At 75.4% G+C, this 18,470-nt stretch carries 11 protein-coding genes and 1 tRNA gene; 8 read left to right on the forward strand and 4 right to left on the reverse strand.

All coding sequences use genetic code 11. The features are described from left to right. Window positions 1-13: 13 nt before the first annotated feature. The 4 genes from ACF053_RS06805 to ACF053_RS06820 all read left to right on the forward strand — a co-directional run bounded on the left by ACF053_RS06805 (window position 14) and on the right by ACF053_RS06820 (window position 4,758). A complete protein-coding gene (locus ACF053_RS06805) occupies window positions 14-193 on the forward strand; it encodes a hypothetical protein (RefSeq protein WP_391952881.1) in 180 nt (59 codons plus the stop codon). Beyond that, window positions 190-2,634: a TOMM precursor leader peptide-binding protein gene (locus ACF053_RS06810; RefSeq protein WP_391952882.1), complete on the forward strand. Its 2,445-nt coding sequence runs from the start codon at window positions 190-192 to the stop codon at window positions 2,632-2,634. The genes ACF053_RS06805 and ACF053_RS06810 overlap by 4 nt, the downstream gene beginning before the upstream one ends. Window positions 2,635-2,817: 183 nt before the next feature. Continuing rightward, complete coding sequence (locus ACF053_RS06815) at window positions 2,818-4,095, forward strand: sensor histidine kinase (RefSeq protein ID WP_391952883.1); 1,278 nt, start codon at window positions 2,818-2,820, stop codon at window positions 4,093-4,095. A gap of 54 nt (window positions 4,096-4,149) precedes the next feature. After that, window positions 4,150-4,758 (forward strand): response regulator transcription factor, encoded by a 609-nt coding sequence (locus ACF053_RS06820; RefSeq protein ID WP_058944640.1) that lies wholly within the window; start codon window positions 4,150-4,152, stop codon window positions 4,756-4,758. Here ACF053_RS06820 and ACF053_RS06825 read toward each other — a convergent pair. The 4 genes from ACF053_RS06825 to ACF053_RS06840 form a co-directional block, all read right to left on the reverse strand. Continuing rightward, entirely contained in the window at window positions 4,697-5,395 is a 699-nt protein-coding gene (locus ACF053_RS06825) for an NADH oxidase (protein ID WP_391952884.1), read from the reverse strand. The two genes, ACF053_RS06820 and ACF053_RS06825, sit on opposite strands and share 62 nt — an antisense overlap. A gap of 312 nt (window positions 5,396-5,707) precedes the next feature. Continuing rightward, entirely contained in the window at window positions 5,708-9,304 is a 3,597-nt protein-coding gene (locus ACF053_RS06830; RefSeq protein WP_391952885.1) for an NB-ARC domain-containing protein, read from the reverse strand. 456 nt (window positions 9,305-9,760) lie between these two features. Further along, a complete protein-coding gene (locus ACF053_RS06835; RefSeq protein WP_391952886.1) occupies window positions 9,761-11,608 on the reverse strand; it encodes a TerD family protein in 1,848 nt (615 codons plus the stop codon). Between the two features lie 238 nt (window positions 11,609-11,846). Next, window positions 11,847-11,919, reverse strand: a tRNA-Arg gene (locus tag ACF053_RS06840). Window positions 11,920-12,237: 318 nt separating this feature from the next. Here ACF053_RS06840 and ACF053_RS06845 point away from each other — a divergent pair. From ACF053_RS06845 to ACF053_RS06860, 4 genes are all read left to right on the forward strand, one after another. Then, on the forward strand, window positions 12,238-13,821 hold the full coding sequence (locus tag ACF053_RS06845; protein WP_391953196.1) for a dynamin family protein: 1,584 nt from the start codon (window positions 12,238-12,240) through the stop codon (window positions 13,819-13,821). A 6-nt stretch (window positions 13,822-13,827) separates the two neighbouring features. After that, the gene (locus tag ACF053_RS06850; RefSeq protein WP_391952887.1) at window positions 13,828-15,597 is read left to right on the forward strand and encodes a GTPase; all 1,770 of its coding nucleotides are present in this window, start codon (window positions 13,828-13,830) and stop codon (window positions 15,595-15,597) included. 156 nt (window positions 15,598-15,753) lie between these two features. Next, window positions 15,754-16,200, forward strand: a complete 447-nt coding sequence (locus ACF053_RS06855) for a single-stranded DNA-binding protein (protein WP_391952888.1) — start codon at window positions 15,754-15,756, stop codon at window positions 16,198-16,200. Between the two features lie 302 nt (window positions 16,201-16,502). After that, window positions 16,503-17,942: a Cys-Gln thioester bond-forming surface protein gene (locus tag ACF053_RS06860; protein WP_391952889.1), complete on the forward strand. Its 1,440-nt coding sequence runs from the start codon at window positions 16,503-16,505 to the stop codon at window positions 17,940-17,942. The last annotated feature ends 528 nt before the right edge of the window (window positions 17,943-18,470 follow it).

The raw sequence follows: 18,470 nt of genomic DNA on the forward strand, positions 1-18,470 counted from the left end.
GAGGAGTACGCACATGGGGGACGTCATCGCCCGGGCCACCGCGGCCGCCGGGTCCACCACCGAGCCGGGCCGGGGCCCGCAGCCGCGCCGCATCGTCGTGGAACACCTGGAGGGCGGCCCGGACGACGGGGTCGCGCTGTTCACCTTCTGCGCCGTGTCGTCCGCGGTCGAGGGCGATCCCGCCGGCGCATGACGGTCACCCGGGGGAACGAGACCGTCTACGTCGAACTCAAGAGCCACCTGCGGCCCGCCGTCGTCCCCGGGGACGCCGCCTACCTCGTCTCGCACGGGGGGATCACGGCGCTGCGCGGGGCCCCCGCCGAGGTCCTGGTCCCGTTGCTGGACGGGACCCGCACCCCGGCCGCCCTGGCGGACGCCGCCGCACCGGCGCTGAGCCGGGAGGAGGTCGCCGAGGCGCTGCGGCTGCTCGACCGGACGGGGCTGCTGCGGTACCGCGGACGTCCCGCGCCCGCGCAGGCCCCGCCCGGGGCACCGCCGGGCGCCGGGCACGGCGGCCCGCGGGCCGCCGAGCCCGCACCGCCGCACGACCGGGCCGCCGAGGCGTTCTTCGACCTCGCCGGCCTGGACGGTGCCCGCGCCACGGAGCGGATGGCGCGGGCGGTCGTGCGGATCGTCGCCCTGCCGGGCACGGACCCCGCCCCGGTACGGGCCGCCTGCGCCGCCTCCGGGCTGCGCGTGGCGGAACCGGACGGGGACCGGGGGGAGGCGGAGTTGACCGTCGTCCTGTGCGACGACTACCTCGCGCCCGGCCTCGCCGAGGTGGACGCCGGGCACCGGCGGGCCGGCCGCCCGTGGCTGGTGGCCCGGCCGGCCGGACCCGAGCCGTGGGTCGGGCCGGTCTTCCGCCCGGACGAGGGGCCTTGCTGGGCGTGTCTCGCGGCGCGGCTGCGGGGCCACCGCGCCGCCGAGCTGGCCGTGCTGCGCGCCCTGGGCCCGGACCGCCCGCTGGGCCGACCGGAGGCCGCCCTCCCGGCCGGCCGCGCCCTGGCGGCGCAGGCCGTGGCCCTGGAGGCGGCCAAGTGGGCCGCCGGGCTGCGCGGCCCGGAGGCGGGGCGGCTGCGCACCCTGGACACGCGGACCCTGCGCGTCGACGCCCACCCGGTGCCGCGGCTGCCCCAGTGCCCGGTCTGCGGGGACCCGGGCACCGTCGCCGCGCGGGGCCTGCGCCCCTTCACCGTCCGCAGCCGGCCCAAGGCCGCCGACGGCACGGGCGGCGGCCACCGCGCGCTCACCGCCGAGCAGATGCTGGAGCGCCACGGCCACCTCGTCGGCCCGGTCACCGGTGTGGTCAAGGAGCTCCGCCGGGCCCCCGGCGCGCCCGCCTTCACCGAGGCGTACGTCTCCGGCGAGAACCTCGCCGTGCGGCCGGCCGGTCCCACCGGGCTGCGGGCCGGGCCGCGCGCGCTCAGCGGCGGCAAGGGCCTGACGGCCACCGAGGCCCGGGTGAGCGCCCTGTGCGAGGCCGTCGAACGGTACAGCGGCACCCGCCACGGCGACGAACCCGTCGTCCGCGACACCTACCGGGCCCTCGGCGACGAGGCCCTCCACCCCAACGCCGTCCAGCTCTTCCACGAGCGGCAGTTCCGCGAGCGGGACCGGTGGAACGCCGCGAGGTCGCCGTTCACCGCCGTACCCGAGCCGTTCGACGAGGACCGGCCCGTCGACTGGACGCCCCTGTGGTCGCCGGCCACGGGCGCGCGCCGGCTGCTGCCCACGAGCATGCTGTACTTCTCCGCCGACCCGCCCCGGCCGCACGAGCCGGTCGCCGACTCCAACGGCGGCGCGGCGGGCAGCAGCCCGGAGGACGCCCTGCTCCAGGGCGTACTGGAGCTGGTCGAGCGGGACGCGGTGGCCCTGTGGTGGTACAACCGCACCCGCCAACCGGCCGTGGACCTGGCCGCGTTCGACGAGCCGTACGTCGAACGGCTGCGTGCCGGGTACCGCACGCTGGGCCGGGAGGTCTGGGCCCTGGACCTTACGGCGGACCTCGGGATCCCCGTGTTCGCGGCGCTCTCCCGCCGCACGCCCGCCGCCCGCCCGGCCGGCCGGCACCCGGACGGCCCGGACCCGGCCGCCCCCCGAACCGGAACCGGAACCGGAACCGGAACCGGCCCCGGCGCAGGCCCGGCCGAGGAGATCGTCTTCGGCTTCGGCGCCCACCTCGACCCGCGGATCGCGCTGCGCCGCGCGCTGACCGAGATGGGCCAACTGCTCCCCGCCGTGGCGGCGGTGGCGTCCGGCCGGGACACCGGCCACGGCGCCGCGGCCCGCTGGTGGCGCGGCGCCACCACCGCGAACTGCCCGTACCTGACGCCCGATCCGCACGCCGCGCCGCGCGGACCCGGCTCCTGGACGCACACCCACCGCGCGGACCTGCGCGACGACCTGACCGCGGTCACCGGCCTGCTGGCCGCCCGCGGGATGGAGCTGCTGGTGCTGGACCAGACCCGGCCGGACACCGGCATCCCCGTGGTGAAGGCCGTCGTGCCCGGGCTGCGCCACTTCTGGCCGCGGTACGCCCCCGGCCGGCTCTACGACGTCCCCGTGGCCCTGGGCCGCCTGGCCGAACCGACCCCGTACGAACGGCTCAACCCGGTCCCGCTGTTCGTCTGAGCACACCCGGCGACCGCCGCCACCGGGTGTTCGAGGGGTTCAACTGAAAAGTGCGGACCGGACGGCCGCTCGACGTAGAGTCACCCGAAAGAGTGTCTGGGGTCACACTGGCCCCTCCAGTCGCGGGGTGCCCGTGGAGCAGGGCGCCCCGGACTCTGCCACGCGCGGACGAGGAGCACCCGAATGCCCAGCTACGAGGAGCACGAGCCCGTCGCTGCCGGGGTGAGGACGAGCACCAGCCCGGCGCCCCGGCTGGCCCGCGTCATCCCGCTCGCGGTGATGACCTGCTACTTCGTGATCACCGTCATCAACCTCCTGAGCCGCCGACCGGACACCGAGGTGTTCGTGACCGGTCTGATCACGCTCTCGTGCGTGTTCGGCCTGCAGCTGTTCCACTCGCGCCGCGGCGCCGACCGCGCCCCGGCCCCGGCCAGGGCGGCCACGCTCGCCCTCCAGGCCGTCCTCACCTACCTGCCGCTCGTCTGGTTCGGCGTGGCCTGGGGCGCGATGGCCGGCTTCCTCGGCGGCTCCCTGCTCCTGCTGCTCCCGCCCCGGGCCGCCTGGCCGCTGTACGGGCTGACGGGCGCGAGCCTGCTCGTGCCGGGCCTGGCCCTCGACATGTCCGTCATCGACCTCGTCTACATGTGCCAGACCACGCTCCTGACCGGTCTGGTCGTGTACGGCGTCTCGCGACTGTCCGCCCTCGTCGACGAGGTCTTCGCGGCGCGCGCCGAGATCGCCCGCATGGCCGTGGCGCACGAACGGCTGCGGCTCGCCCGCGACCTGCACGACCTCCTCGGCTACAGCCTCTCCGCGATCGTCCTGAAGAGCGAGCTGCTCCAGCGGCTGGTGCGGCTGCGCCACGAGCGGGTCGAACAGGAGGTGGAGGAGGTCCTCGCGATATCCCGGCAGGCACTCGCCGACGTGCGCCGCGTCTCGCGCGGCTACCGGCAGATGTCGCTCGTCTCCGAGGTGTCGTCCGCGCAGTCCGTGCTGGAGGCGGCGGAGGTGGAGGCCACGGTGGTGGTCGACCCGTCGGTCGGGTCCCTCGGGCCGCGGACGGGCACGGTCCTCGCGACGGTCCTGCGGGAGGCCGTGACGAACCTGCTGCGCCACAGCAAGGCGACGCGGTGCTGCATCACGGCCGTCGTCGACGAGGGGACGGCCCGCCTCACCATCGTCAACGACGGGGTGGCGGCGGACTACCACGACCCGTCCCCGCACGGCGGGGACGGCCTGGGCAACCTCGGGCGCCGGCTGTCCGACGTCGGCGGCCGGCTCGTCGTGGACCGCGAACCGCCGGACACGGCGGGCCGGGACGGCTGGTTCCGGCTCGTCGCGGAGGCGCCCGCCACACCCGCCGACGAGGAGCCCGAGGAGCACGCGGAGGCCGCGGAGGGAGGCCCGGAAGACGGCGTGGAGCCCGTCAAGGGGGGCGCGGATCGCGTCACGGCGGCTTGATCGGGCCGATTGCTAAAGTGTCCGTCCACGTCTGGAGAGCAAGGGGGAGCTCCGATGATCCGTGTTCTGCTGGCCGAGGACATGCACATGGTGCGGGGGGCGTTGGAGGCCCTCCTCGGTCTCGAACGGGACCTGACGATCGTGGCGAGCGTGGAACGCGGTGACGAGATCCTGCCGTCCGCCCGCGCGTTCGCGCCGGACGTCGCCATCATCGACATCGACCTGCCGGGCCTCGACGGGATCAGCGCCGCGGCGCAGCTCCACGAGCGGCTGCCGTCGTGCCGGACGCTCATCCTGACCAGCCTCGGCCGCCCCGGCACCCTGCGCCGCGCGATGGCCGCCAAGGTGTCGGGGTACCTGCTCAAGGACGCGCCGCCGCAGGAACTGGCGCACGCCATCCGCAAGGTGGCGGCCGGCCAGCGGGTGATCGACCCCGAACTGGCCCTGGCCGCGTGGGGCGGCGCGGAGAGCCCGCTGACCGCCCGCGAGACCGAGGTGCTGCGGCTGGCGGCGGAGGGTCTGGACGCGACGGACATCGGCAAGCGGCTGCGGCTGTCCACGGGCACCGTCCGCAACTACCTCACCACCGTCGTCACGAAGCTCAACGCCCGCAACCGCGTGGACGCGATCCGGATCGCGACGGAGGCGGACTGGCTGGTGTGACCGGCCCCACGACCCCGGCGGCCACCAGGTAGTCGAGGATGCCCGTCGTGACGTGCGCGGGTATCGGCAGCGTGGCGGCCACGGCCTCGGGCGTGGCCGGCCACGCCAGCCGGGCGACCACGAGCAGGGCCTCGTACCGGTGGAGGACCACCCGGTGCGAGGCCGACCGCATCTCCACCGTGGCCGACGGGCTGTCGAACGCCACCGACACCCCGACCACCAGCTGCAAGACGGCCCCCGCGCGCAGCGGCGGCACGCACAGCGCCGCGCCCTCCGCGAGCGGCCCGATCGACAGCAGTGCCCCGCGCAGGTCGTCGAAGCCGACGGTGCGGCGCAGCAGTTGAGGGAAGCGGGCGAAGACCGGACGCATCAACAGGTACGCGTACACGTGCGGGTCCTGCTCCCCGGCGGCCCCCGCGACGACGGCGTTGCCCAGCAGCACGGGCCCCAGCTGCATCCGCCGCAGCACCTCCCGTACGGTCGGCCCGGCCGGCTCGACCGCCACGGTCCCGGTCTCCCACGTGACGACCACCGCGTCGCGTCGCGCCCCGGCGGCCACCGCCACGTCCTCCCGGAACGACCAGAGGTGCCGCAACCGCCCACCGGCCCGCTCCGCCACATCAGCCGAGCCCACCATCCGCACTCCTCGCCGTACCCCTGGGCCTCCAGCATGGGAGCGCCGCCCGCGCCGGCGACAGCCACGAGTTCATGCACCACCCATGAATCGCTCACGGTGCGACCCCCGACGGTCCGACCCACCGGACACGCCCGGGCCGGACAGTGCCGGGGACGGCCGGGCGGGACCACCGGGGCGGGACCACCGCCGGGCGGGACCGGCGTCGGGCGGCCGTCGACCGGGCGGGCGTGGACCAAGCGGCGGGCCTGCTCTCGGGGCGGGTGCCGTGCCCGGCGCCCGCCCCGCCTCCGGGGGGCGGGGCGGAGGCCGGCCTCACACCAGCAGGCGGTAGACGTAGAGGCCCCGGTCGCCCCCGACGGCGAGCCCCCTGCTGTCCGGGTGCCAACTACAGGACCGCAGCGCCCCTTCGGTCCGTTGGGCGGCCAGCACCCGTCCGCCCGCGCGGTCCCACACCCGTACCGTGGCGTCCTGGCCCGCCGAGGCGATCCAGCGGCCGTCCGGGGAGGCGGCCACCGCGTGCAGGGGTTCGCCGCCGCCCGCGCGCAGGCCCCGGTAGGCACCGGTCCGCGGGTCCCACAGGCGGAGGGTCCCGTCGTGGCCGCCTCCGAACAGCCAGCGTCCGTCCGGTGAGACCGACAGCGCCAGCACCGCGCCGCCCCCGCCGGCCAGCTGGTTCCTCCGGGTACGGGTGGCCAGGTCCCAGACGGTGACCACGCCGTCGGTGCCGCCGCTCGCCAGCCAGGTGGCGTCCGGGGAGACCGCGACGGAACGCACCTTGCCGCCGCAGGTCAGCACGGCCCGCGGCGTCCCCGACCGGGGGTCCCAGAGCCGTACCGTGCCGTCGTCCCCCGCGCTGGCCAGCCAGGTGCCGTCCGGTGCGGCCGCCAGCGCGTTCACGGTCACATAGGTGCCGTGTCCGTGCTCGATGACCTCGACGCCCCGGGCGGCGGCGAGGTCCCACACGGCGATCACGCCCTGACCGTCCGTGCCGGCCAGCCAGGAGCCGTCGGGAGCGAAGGCCAGACACTGCCCGCCACTGCGGAGCCCGTACCTCGTGTACTCCTCCAGCGCGGTGGCGGTGCCTCCCTCCGCCCCGTGGAGCCGCACGACGCAGTCGTGGCCCACCGCGGCCACGCGCGACCCGTCCGGTGTGTGGGCGACGGCCGCCACGGACGGGGGCCGGGTGTCGACCGGCGGCTCCGGGCGCGCGGGCGGGGTCTCCCACAGTCTCGCCACGCCGTCCAGCCCGACGGTGGCCAGCCGGGAGCCGTCGGCGGAGACGACGAGGTCGACGACGGAACCCGTGTGGCCCGTCAGCACCGCGCGGCAGTGCCCGTCGGCCAGGCCGTACAGGCGCACGTGCCCGTTGCGGTGGCCCGCGGCGCACCAGGCGCCGTGGGGGGCGACGGCCAGGGTCGTGACGGTGTCGTGGTGACGGGCGACGAGCGTGGAGGACTCCAGGGGCCTCGTGGGGGAGCGGTCCGCGAGTTCCCAGCGGCGGACGTCGCCGTCGACGTCCGCGATCAGGAGGAAGTCCCCGTCCGGGGAGAAGGCCATGGCGGACGCCCCTCGGACGCCCACGTACGTCTGCACCGCCCTGGTGGGCGCCGCCGGGTCCCACAGCCGGCCCCAGCCGGGTCCGGCGGTCGTGAGACGGTGCCCGCCGGGCGCGACGGCCAGCGGGCGCCAGGCCGCGGCGTCCCACGGCTGCTGCTCCCGGCCCGGCCTCGGCAGCGGTGGGCGCCCGTCCGGCCTCATGGGCAGCGGCTCGGGCGCGCGGGCGACGTAGCCGGGCTCCCGGTCGAGGACGGCGACGGCGACGGGGTCGGGGGCGGAGGCGGGGGCCCGCGTGCCGTCCGCCACCAGCACGTACCCGTACGCGTCCGCCGCCGCGTACCAGCGTCCGTCCGGCGCGGCCGCCACGTCCCGTACCCGGCCGGGCGTGGTGAACAGCGTCTCGGCCGGCCGCCCTCCCAGCGGGTCGACGCGGCGCACCGAGCTGCCGACACCGACGATCAGCGAACGGCCGTCGGGGGCCGGGACCATCGCGCGCACCCCTTCCGTACCGACCCGTTGCCGGGCGAGCGCGGCGCCCGTGCCGGTGGCGGTGACCACCACCTCGCCGCCGGCGTCGCCCGTGGCCACCCATGCCGCGTCCGGTCCGATCGCCACCGACAGCACCGCGCCTCCCGGGGAGGTGAGGATGCGCAGGAGCGCGGGGTCCGGCAGGTCGGGGAGCGGCCAGTGGTTGACGAGCAGGGGGCGGAGGGCCGGGTCGGCGGCCTGGCGGGCGGCGATCTGCCCCTCCCAGCGCGGGAGTTCGGCGAGCCTGCTGTGCAGGACGGCGGTCAGGATCCTGTCGGACTCCATGGGCGCGACGAGGTGGGCGACGCGGGCGAGGTCCCGGGCCAGGGCGGCCGCGGTGGCGGTGGGGACGCGGGCGAGGTCGCTCAGGGGGGCGGTCGGGCCGCGCTGGTGCAGGCGCGCCTCGATCCAGTGGATGTCGCCCGCGATCCGTTCCGCCCTGTCCACCTGCCCGGCGGCGACCAGGTGTTCGACCGTGTGGTCCAGGAGGTAGCCCTCCCGGACCGCGAGCGGGTCGGCCGGGAGGGCGGCGTCCACGAGGACGGCGTTGAGGCGCCGCAGTTCCGCGGGTTCCACCCGGCTCCGCAGGTAGTCGCGGAGCACGTCGTGGAGGGTGATGCGCCCGCCGTGCTCCGGGGTGAGGGAGACGAGGGAGAGCCGGTCCAGCCGGGCGCACAGGTCCCGTGCCTGTGGCTCCGTGAGGCCGCCCGTGGCCTGCCACAGGAGGGCGACGATCGGCACGGGGATGGACTCGTCCTCGACGAACACGGCCAGTTCGGCCAGGCGCAGGTCACCGCCCTCCGGGAGGAGGGTGGTGCCGGCCTCGATGGTCGCGCGGACGGCCCGGGACCGGCGGACGGGATCGTCCAGGTCGAGTGCCTGGGGCGGGGCCTCACCGATGGCCGGGCCCTCCGCCCACAGCCTCTCCAGCATCCCCCGTGCCGCCGCCGCCGCGTCGGCGCCGGTGGCGACCTGCCGGGCGATGAGACGGTTCGTCAGCCGCAGCAGCAGCGCCCACCGGCCGGTGGCCCGCAGCAGACCGGCCACGGTCTCGTCGGGCAGCGGGGGCAGCTCCCAGGTGAGGACGGCCCGCGCCTGCTCGGGGGACATCTCGTCCACCCGGAACCGCGCCGCGCCGTCCGGCAGGACGGCCGGCACCCGCGTGGTCACGAGCCGCACGCAGCTCCCGCCACCGCGCAGGAAGGGCGCCAACTGTTCCGGTTCCCACACGTCGTCCAGCACGATCAGGGTCCGTGGTCGCCGCTCCAGGAGCCGCCCGAGGTGTTCACCGGCCCGGTCCGGATCCTCGAAGGCGGTGGTGTCCCCGGTGATGAAGGCGGTGGCCTCCGCCACCTTGGCCGCGACGGCCGCCCTGCCCCGTACGTCGCGGCCCAGGGTGATCGTGTAGACCCGCTCCCGGAACCGGCGCCGCACCCGTCGGTCCGCGCAGACGAGCGTGGCGAGCGTGGTCTTGCCGAAACCGCCCGCGCCCTCCAGGGCGGTGGTGATCCCCACCGCCCGCGCCTTGCGCCCGCAGACGGCGGCCACGGCGAGGCGGCCCTCCGCACGGTCCACCACCCAGGCGGGGACGACGGGCGCGACGGGCGGGGGCGGGTCCAGGGCGGTCGCCGGCGGGCCGCCACCGAGCAGGACCGCCGCCACGGCCAACACCACGGCCCCGGCCCCGAGCCCACCCACCCAGGGCCAGGGGTCGGCCCGGACGGCATCGAGGACGCCCGGCCAACGGTCGTGCGCCGTGGCGGCGTTGGCGGCGAGCGAGACCAGCACCGCGACGGCCGCGGACAGCGCAGCCGCCAGGCACATGGCCACGGTCCTCACGACGTGCCGCACGGCCCACCCCCCGCCCCGGTCGGCATGCCGACCACCCGACGCACCGGCCGGACCGGCAGCCCGCCGGGAGCGGTCCCGGCTGCTGTCCCGTCGACCCCCACGCCGACCGATCATGCCGCACCCACCCCACCACCGGCACCCGCCCCGCGAAAACCACCACCTGGGAAGCCGCCCCCGCTCCCCGTTCTGCGGGCGCGTGACGCTGTCGGTGCGGCATGTCCTTCTCCGGCAGCGATCCGCCCTTGGTCACTGCCTCACGGGCCGCGGCGAAGGCGGGCGCAGGAGGGCGTGCAGATCGTGGCGGGGAGCCTGCCCCGAACCTATGGGTTGTTCCCGGGTCGGATGGCCGTGAGAGGGCGGCCGGTGATCGGTCTCATCCGGCCCGGCCTCCGGCCTTTGGCATCCCCACCCACTTGCACGAGGCGAGGGTCATTGCACGTCGACGCCGTATCCACGCACGAGGGCCTCCAAGCCATGGTCGTAACCCTGACCGACGGCGCGGAAGCGCCACCGCGAACCCCGACGGTAGATCTCGGCGAGGAGCAGGGTGCGTTCGCTGGTGGCGGCGTCCAGAGTGGCCTGGGCCGTGGTCGGAGCATCGACGCCCGGTGCGAGGGTGATCTGGACCGCTCCGATGTCCCCGAAGGAGGCGGCACCGTCGATGGCGGCGGCGATCGCGATCCTGTGGGCAGCGGGAGGCAGCGCCCCGAGGTCGATGGCGATGGTCTGCTCGGTCGGTCCGTCGCAGAGGAGACGAGTGGCTCCGTCGGGGCTCTCCGGCGCGCTGTAGAAGACGAAGTCCCCGTCGGAGGAGACCTGCTCGTCCTCGTCGAGGACGAGGGCGACGACATCGATCTCGCAGTCCGTCCGCTGCGCCCAGGAGGCACTCACGTGCCAGTGGCCGGCGGTGGGAAGTGAGGGGAGATCGATGACTCCGCCACGCGGTAGAACGTCGGCCGTCGCGCCGTCCTCGGCGGGGACGGCGGCCGGCTCCGAGGCGGTGGCCCCGAGCCATCCGTGCCCGTGGACCGGAACCTGCAACGCGGTGATGCGGGTCATGCGGCGGTCGAGCTCACCCCCGGGGAGGAGGACGACGTCGGTGACGCTCGCCGAGAGGTTGATCGCGGCGGCCCCGCCCAGTTCGACGACCCTGGTCCGGGCAGCGGATGCCTCCTCGTGGGTGCCGCCCAGAACCAGGACCCGTCGACGGCCGAACGGCTTGGCGGATCGCGGGGAATCGGGTCGCCTGGGCGCCGGCATGCCTGCGACGGCGGCGGTCGCAGCGGGGGGCGGTGACGGCGTCGTGGGTGGCGTGGCCGTCGTCGTCGCTTCCGAGGTCTTCTTCGGTCTCTGATTCTCGTGCGGTGTTCCGGGGAGCACCTCTCCCAGCAACTTGAGGAAGGTGTGCTCGTCGATGACCGTGACGCCTTCGGCGACCGCGCGCCGTGCCTTCGCCGAGCCCGAAGCGGCGTCGTTGGTGACGAGAACGCTGGTGTGCCGGGATACCGACGACATGATGTTGAGGCCGGCGGTGACGGCTCGAGCCACCAGCTCGGCCCGCGAGGTCGCGGTCTCGCCCGTGATGGCGATCTTCATGCCTTGGACGAGCGGACCGCCGGGCGCCGGGCGCCCGGGGTTCCGGTAGGCGCACGGGGTCTTCGGCGGATTCGGCGCGAACTGCGGATCCTGTCGGGGCGGGCAGGGCACGAGCGGCAGCGGGACGTCCAGCCGTGCGGCTTCGGAAAGCGAAGACCGGAAGATCCCCGCGAGGACGCGCGTGTCGTCCAGCGCGTCATGGGCGCTGGTCTGCGGCACGCGGTAGTGAGCGGCCAGCGACGCCAGGCTGAGGTCGGCGGCGGGTGGTTCCACGCGCCGGTTCAGGGCCAAGGTGCACAGGCGCTGGGTGACGGGGAGAAAGAGCCGGGCACGGGCGAACTCATGTGCCAGGAAGTCGTAGTCGAACTGAGCGTTGTGGGCCACCATGACCCGGTCCTGCAGGAGCGCTCCGATCCGCCCGGCTACTTGATCGAAGGTCGGGGCGCCGCTCAGTCGTTCCGCGGTCAGGCCGTGGACGTGCACAGGGCCGGGGTCGCAACCTGGGTTCAGCAGGGTGGAGTACTCGCCGCTCTGGACCCCGTCCGGCCCGAAGGTCAGTACCGCGATCGAGAGGATCCGGTCACGCCGGGCGATCAAACCAGACGTCTCGACGTCGACCAGAGCCCAGTCGTACGCGTAGTCGGGGAGGTGTGACACGTCGAGTGTGGCGGCCGACAGCATGGCAGCAAGGATGATCCGGACACGATCGCGGCTTCAACCCGAATGCCGATTTGTCCCCCTGGCACTGCAGGGGAGCCGTCGTGGAACGTCCGGCGGCTTTCGGGCCCAACGGTCACCGTGAGCAGTATTGGGTCGGTTTCCGTGGGACGCATTCAGCCGTCAGGGGGTGCGCCACCCTCGGTTGAAAACCACCCCCGACCAGCAAAAAGACCCTCCCGCGGGAGGGTCGTGTCCAGAGCGCCCCCGGCAGGACTCGAACCTGCGGCCAAGTGCTTAGAAGGCACCTGCTCTATCCACTGAGCTACGGGGGCCGGTGGTGGCCTGGTGGCCGTTGGAGCCCGTGGGTGGGTGGTCCGTGACCTTGCCGGGGTCAAGGATAGGGCTCCGATCACCTTGGCCCGGTCGCTTCACCTGCGTGGCACGATGTGGAGGTTCAGTGAAGCGACCCTGATAATCGCAGGCAGGTGCGATTCCCGCAGCGCTTTTCGCGCCTCGCGCCCCGGGTGTTGTGCACTCGTTATGCCTGCGTCCCACTCATCCCCTCTGTCCCTTCTGTCCGATCGGCGCGCAGGGAGGGTCATACGCTTCAAAAAGATGCTGAAATTGGGCATTCTTCACATGTGGTGACCTTGGATGTACGGCCTCAGCTCCTCGACGCACTCTCCGCTCTGCGCGACAGTGTCGCCGCCGTGCGTCTCCCGCTGCCGATCCCAGGAGCTCCCCGGGCCCGGCAGACGAGGACCGAGCTGCTCGCGCAGCTCGACGACTACCTGGTGCCACGGCTGAGAGAGCCCGAAGCACCGCTGCTCGCCGTCATCGGCGGATCGACGGGAGCCGGCAAGTCCACGCTCCTCAACTCCCTTGTGGGGCGCCGCCTCAGCGAGGCCGGCGTGCTCAGACCCACCACGCGCACCCCCGTCCTCGTCTGCCACCCGGACGACCAGCACTGGTTCTCCGGGCCGCGCGTCCTGCCGCGGCTGACCCGTGTCTGGGGCGCCGGCGCCGAGGACGACGAGGACGACGGCGGCCCCGCCCTGCGCGTGGAGACCGCCGACACCCTCCCCCGCGGACTCGCCCTGCTCGACGCGCCCGACATCGACTCCCTCGTCGTCGAGGGCCGCGAACTCGCCGCCGAGCTGATGTGCGCCGCCGACATCTGGGTGATGGTCACGACCGCGTCCCGCTACGCCGACGCGGTCCCCTGGCACCTGCTCCGCACCGCCAAGGAGTACGACGCCACCCTCGTCACCGTCCTGGACCGGGTGCCGCACCAGGTCATCGGCGAGGTATCCCGCCAGTACGAGGCGCTCCTCGTGCGCGCCGGCCTCGGCGCCGTGCCCCGCTTCACCGTCCCCGAGCTCCCGGAGTCCGCCGGCGGCGGCAGCGGCCTGCTGCCCGACACCGCCGTGGCGCCCCTGCGCGCCTGGCTCGCCCACCGGGCGCAGGACCCGGCCGCCCGCCAGCAGACCGTCGGCCGCACCGCCGGCGGCGTCGTCGCGTCGCTGCGGATGCGCGTGCCGGAGCTCGCCGGCGCCGTCGCCGCCCAGTGCGCCGCCGCCGTCCGGCTGGCCGGTGCCGTCGAGACGGCGTACGCCCGCGAAGGCGAGCGGGTCCGCAGCGAGCTGGCGCGCGGCGCCGTCCTCGCCGGCGACGCCCGCACCCGCTGGCGCGCCCACCCCAAGGACTGCACCGCCGCCGAGCTGCTCGACGCCCTGACCGGCTCCTTCGGCGCCCTCCTCCACTGCGCCGTCGCCGCCGCCGACGAGCGGGTACGGGAGGCGTGGCGGCGCGAACCGGCCGCCGCGGCGCTCGGCGACCCCCTTCCCGCCGGCCTCGACCGCGAGGCCGCGGAACGGGTCGGCATGGCCGTCCGCCGCTGGCGGCGCGTCCTGGAGGAGCTCGCCGAGGACGAGGTGCGGCGTACCGACCGCCCCACCGTGCCCGACCCCGACACCGTCGGCGCCCTGCTCGCCGCCGCGCTCCTCGGCGGGCGCCGGGCACGCGGCGCGGGCGAGCAGCTCGCGGAGCTCCTCGGCGCCCAGGGCACCCTCCGCCTCCGCGACCGGGCCGCCGACCTGATCACCACCTACATCGACCGCGTCCTGCACGAGGAGCGGGACCGCCGCCTGGCACCGCTGGACGCGCTCGGCGTCACCCCGGAACCGCAGGCCGAGCTCATCGCCGCGTTGTCCCTACTGCAGAAGGAGAGGTGACGGCGGGTGAGCGCCGTGGACCAGACGTGGGACGACGGGCTGATCGCCCGGCGCGCCAGTGACCGGGCCGTGTACGAGGACCCCGGCGCGGGCGGCGGCATGGTCGCCGGAATGGGCGGCGGCGTGGGCGTCGGCGCGCCACCCGGGCCGGACGGGTACCCGCCCGTCGGCGGCGGCTACCCGGGCCCCCTGCGCGAGCGCCTCGCCGCCCTGCGCGAGCTGCTCGGCCTGTCCGCCACCCGCCTCGACCCCGAGGACCTCGCCGAAGCCGGCCGGGTCCTCGACGAGGCCGCCGCCCGCCGGCGGCTCTCCGCCCGCCACACCGTCGTCGCCATCGCCGGCGCCACCGGCAGCGGCAAGTCGACCCTGATCAACGCGCTGGCCGGGGTGCCGATCTCCGAGAGCGGCCTCAGGCGCCCCACCACCGCCGCGCCCATCGCCTGCGCCTGGTCGGAGGGCGCGGCCGGCCTGCTGGACCGGCTCGCCATCCCCGGCCGGCTGCGGCGCCGCCCCCTGGCGGGCGGTGACGGCGACGAGGCGCTCCAGGGCCTGGTCCTCGTCGACCTGCCGGACCACGACTCCGCGCTCACCGCCCACCGTGACCAGGTGGACCGGATCCTCGGCCTCGTCGACGCGGTGATCTGGGTCGTCGACCCCGAGAAGTACGCGGACGCCGCCCTCCACGAGCGGTACCTGCGGCCGCTGGCCGGGCACGCCGAGGTCACCTTCGTCGTGCTCAACCAGGTCGACCGGCTCCCCGGTGATTCGGCGCACCAGGTCCTCGACGACCTGCGCCGCCTCCTCGACGAGGACGGCGTGGCCCTCGGCGAACACGGCGAACCCGGCGCCACGGTGCTCGCCTTGTCCGCGCTGACCGGCGAGGGCGTCACCGAACTGCGCGAGATGCTCGGCGCCTTCGTGCAGGCCCGCACCGCCGCCGAACGGCGGCTCTCCGCCGACGTCGACGCGGCGGCCGCCCGCCTCCACCCGGTGTACGTCGGCGAGGGGCGGCCGGGCCTCGGCGAGCGGTCCCAGGAGGACTTCGGCGCCCGGCTCGCCGTCGCGGTCGGCGCCACCGCCGCCGGCGAGGCCGCCGAACGCGAGTGGCGGCGCAACGCCTCACGTGCCTGCGGCACCCCCTGGCTGCGCCTGTGGCGCTGGTACGAACGGTTGCGCACGCCCGCCGCCCACACGGGCGAGCCGGGGGAGGCGGAGCCGCCGGAGGAGGAGCCGACGGCGCGTCAGCGCGTCGAGCAGGCCGTCCGCGTGGTCGCGGAGGAAGCCGCGCACGGGCTGCCCGCGCCCTGGGCGCAGGCGGTGCGGGAGGCGGCGGTGCGCGGCGCGCGGGACCTGCCCGGGGCGTTGGACGACCTGGCCGCCCGGGAACGCGAGACGCGCAGCGGCGGGCGTCCGCCCCGCCCCGCCTGGTGGCCGGTGGCCGTGCTGGTCCAGGCGTCGATGACCCTGCTCCAGATCTTCGGCGCGCTGTGGCTGGCCGGGCAGATCGCGGGCCTGGTGGAGCCCGGCCTCACCCGGCCGGTGCTGGTCATGCTCGGCGGGATCGTCGGCGGTCCGCTCGTCGAGTGGGCCTGCGCGGCGGCGGCCCGCGGTCCGGCGCGCCGGTACGGGAACGACACCGAGCGGCGGCTCCGCGAGGCGGCCGCGTCCTGCGGCCGGGCGAAGGTCCTGGACCCGATCGCCGCCGAGCTGATGCGCTACCGGGAGGTGCGCGAGCAGTACGCGACCGTCTCCGGCCGCCGCCCCACGGGCGGGTGACGGAGTTTTCCCCAGTTCCCGCCGGGGCGCGACCCCGGCGGGGCTCCGGCGGGGCTCCGGTGGAGGTTTGTCCACAGGGCCCGGCGGGATCCGTGCCGGGCGGCCAGGATGGAGCGGGAGGCGGCGCGGGGGAGCGCGGCCCAGGAGGGAGGCGTCATGCACGACACCCTGGTGACGGTCGTGGGGAACGTCGCGACGAACGTCGAGTACCGGGAGACCGCGGGCGGCGGGGTGGCGAGGTTCCGCTTCGCCGCCACGACCCGCCGGTGGGACCGGGAGCGGTCCGTGTGGACGGACGGCCCCACCAGCTTCTACACGGTGAGCGCCTGGCGGCAGCTCGGCGCGAACCTCGCCGCGTCGGTGACGGTCGGTGAGCCCCTCGTGGTGCACGGCCGGTTGCGGGTGCGGGAGGAGACCACGGGCGACGGGCAGGGGCAGGGGCAGCGCAGGACGTTCGTGGACATCGACGCCGTCGCGGTGGGTCACGACCTCGCGCGGGGGACGGCCGCGTTCCGCCGCGGCGGGAAACGGGGACCTGAACAGGCCATGGCGGGACGGAGTGAACCGGCCTCGGCGGAGGATCCACGGCTGGTGCGGAGTTGAGGTGGCCTCAGGAGCCCGCCCATACCGTCCCGAACGGGGCGTAGGGTAAGGGCACTTAGGGGAACGGCGGCTGAAAAACACCCCTCGGGCGAGTGGTTTCCGATAACGATTCAGAGTCGGAATGGTTGAGGGGGGACCTCAGGGGGGACTCGCGGATGCCACCTCTCTAGGATTCCGGTACTCACGGGGCACTTGAGTCATCAGGCGAGTCTCACCTCCCACGTGTCCCGCGCCGTGCCTCACACCGCGGCCACACCGAGGGGTCTCGCCCAGAGGGGAAATCTGTGTTTGCTGCGTTTTCTGTGAACGGGCGGGAGCGGCTCGGCCGCCGGCTCGCCACCGCGGTCCTGACCTCCGGTCTGATCGCGGGAGCCTCCATAGCCGGGACGGCCGTGGCCGTCGCCGACGAGGGCAACCCCCAGCACCAGGGCGGCGCCTCCGCCACCCTCAACGGTCTGACCATCCACGACCGCGCCGTGCTCCACGCCGGCGGCAAGAACAAGGAGCTGCCCGCGGGCCTCTTCGAGATGGCCGTCGACGGCGGCGGCACGCTCAAGACGTACTGCATCGACATCCACAACCCGACCCAGCAGAAGGCCAAGTACCTCGAGACCTCCTGGGACCAGACCTCCCTCGGTCACAACGAGGAGGCCGGCAAGATCCTCTGGATCCTGAAGAACTCCTACCCGCAGGTCGACGACCTCGCGGGCCTGGCCCAGAAGGCCGGCGCGGGCGCCCTGACCAAGGAGACCGCCGCCGCGGGCACGCAGGTCGCCATCTGGCGCTTCTCGGACGGCGTGGACGTCGAGGCCCTCGACCCGGCCGCCGAGAAGCTCGCCGACTGGCTGCAGGCGAAGGCCGAGAAGCTCCAGGAGCCGAAGGCGTCCCTGAGCCTCGAGCCCAACGCGGTCTCCGGCAAGGCCGGCAGCAAGCTGGGCCCGCTCACGGTCCGCACCAACGCCGAGCGCGCGTCCGTGACCGCCCCCGACGCCTCCGGCGTCAAGGTCACCGACAAGGACGGCAAGCCGGTCACCGAGGTGACCGACGGCACCGAGCTGTACGTCGACGTCCCGGCCGGCACCGCCGACGGCACCGCCTCGTTCGGCCTCCAGACGGGCACCTCCGTCTCCGTGGGCCGCGCGTTCGCCAGCCTCTCCAAGAGCCAGACGCAGATCCTCGCCGGCTCCAGCGAGTCGACGGTCGCCGCGACCGCCACGGCCACCTGGGCGAAGCAGGGCGCGATCCCGGCCCTCACCGCCGAGAAGAACTGCGCCAAGGGCGGCGTCGACGTCACCGCGAAGAACGAGGGCGACGAGCCCTTCACCTTCGAGCTGCTGAAGACCACGCACACCGTCGGCGCCGGCGAGTCCAAGACGGTGACCGTCCCGGTCGCCGAGGACCAGGCGTACGACTTCACCATCGAGCTGCCCGGCGGCGAGAAGAAGACCTTCAAGGGCGTCCTGGACTGCAAGACCACCAGCGACACCGAGCCCCCGGCCACCGGTGGCGACGAGCCCGGCTCGCAGCCGAGCCCGCAGTCCGGCGGCACCTCGGCCGGTACGACCGGCGGCGGCGACACGGCCGGTACGACCGGCGGCGGCGACACCACCGGTGACCTCGCCGAGACCGGCGCCTCCAACGCCACCCCGATGATCGCCGGCATCGCCGCGGCGTTCCTCCTGGTCGGCGGCGGCGCGGTGTTCTTCCTCCGCAAGAAGAAGGGCGCGGCGGCCGGTCACTGACCCGGCGGCACCCCGCACCACGGCCCCCGGCGCTCCGCGCCGGGGGCCGCACCCTTTCCCGGCGCCGGTGCCGGCGGCGCACCCGGCCCCGAAGCCGCCGGGCCGCCGCCCCGGGCGCCGGGTCGCCCCGGGCCCCAGGGGCCGGGATCCCGCCCCGGGCCGGGGCCGGGCCGTGTCGCCACCGGACCTCGGAGCGCCGGATCCCGCCCCCGGGCCGGCGGGCCGGGCCGCGCCCGGGTCATCGGCGGGCCGTGCCCTGGGCCTTCCGGGTTCGTCGCCGGTCCGGGCCCGAGCTGTCCCCTGTGCAGGACCCGGGTCGCGCCTATGCCGCGCCCGGCCCGTCCCCGGGCTCTCGCGCCCGGGCGACCGCCGGAGGCGCCCGCCCGGCGTCCGTCGGCGGGGACCGCCCGCCGCCCTCCGTACGGGTGGGTGGGTTCGTGGAGGCGGGTGGGGGGCGGTGGACGGACGGGGTGTGTTCCGGTGGGGGCGGGCGCGTACTCGTTTTCGCCTTGGGGTGGCGGTACGGCA

It is taken from the genome of Streptomyces kanasensis, assembly GCF_043077165.1.
GTDB classification, from domain to species: domain Bacteria; phylum Actinomycetota; class Actinomycetes; order Streptomycetales; family Streptomycetaceae; genus Streptomyces; species Streptomyces changanensis.

Coding starts and splice junctions, on each gene's coding strand:
- ACF053_RS06820 (WP_058944640.1), top strand. CDS start 4,150: ATGATCCGTGTTCTGCTGGCCGAGGACATGCACATGGTGCGGGGGGCG.
- ACF053_RS06830 (WP_391952885.1), bottom strand. CDS start 9,304: ATGTGCCTGGCGGCTGCGCTGTCCGCGGCCGTCGCGGTGCTGGTCTCG.
- ACF053_RS06815 (WP_391952883.1), top strand. CDS start 2,818: ATGCCCAGCTACGAGGAGCACGAGCCCGTCGCTGCCGGGGTGAGGACG.
- ACF053_RS06805 (WP_391952881.1), top strand. CDS start 14: ATGGGGGACGTCATCGCCCGGGCCACCGCGGCCGCCGGGTCCACCACC.
- ACF053_RS06810 (WP_391952882.1), top strand. CDS start 190: ATGACGGTCACCCGGGGGAACGAGACCGTCTACGTCGAACTCAAGAGC.
- ACF053_RS06855 (WP_391952888.1), top strand. CDS start 15,754: ATGCACGACACCCTGGTGACGGTCGTGGGGAACGTCGCGACGAACGTC.
- ACF053_RS06835 (WP_391952886.1), bottom strand. CDS start 11,608: ATGCTGTCGGCCGCCACACTCGACGTGTCACACCTCCCCGACTACGCG.
- ACF053_RS06825 (WP_391952884.1), bottom strand. CDS start 5,395: ATGGTGGGCTCGGCTGATGTGGCGGAGCGGGCCGGTGGGCGGTTGCGG.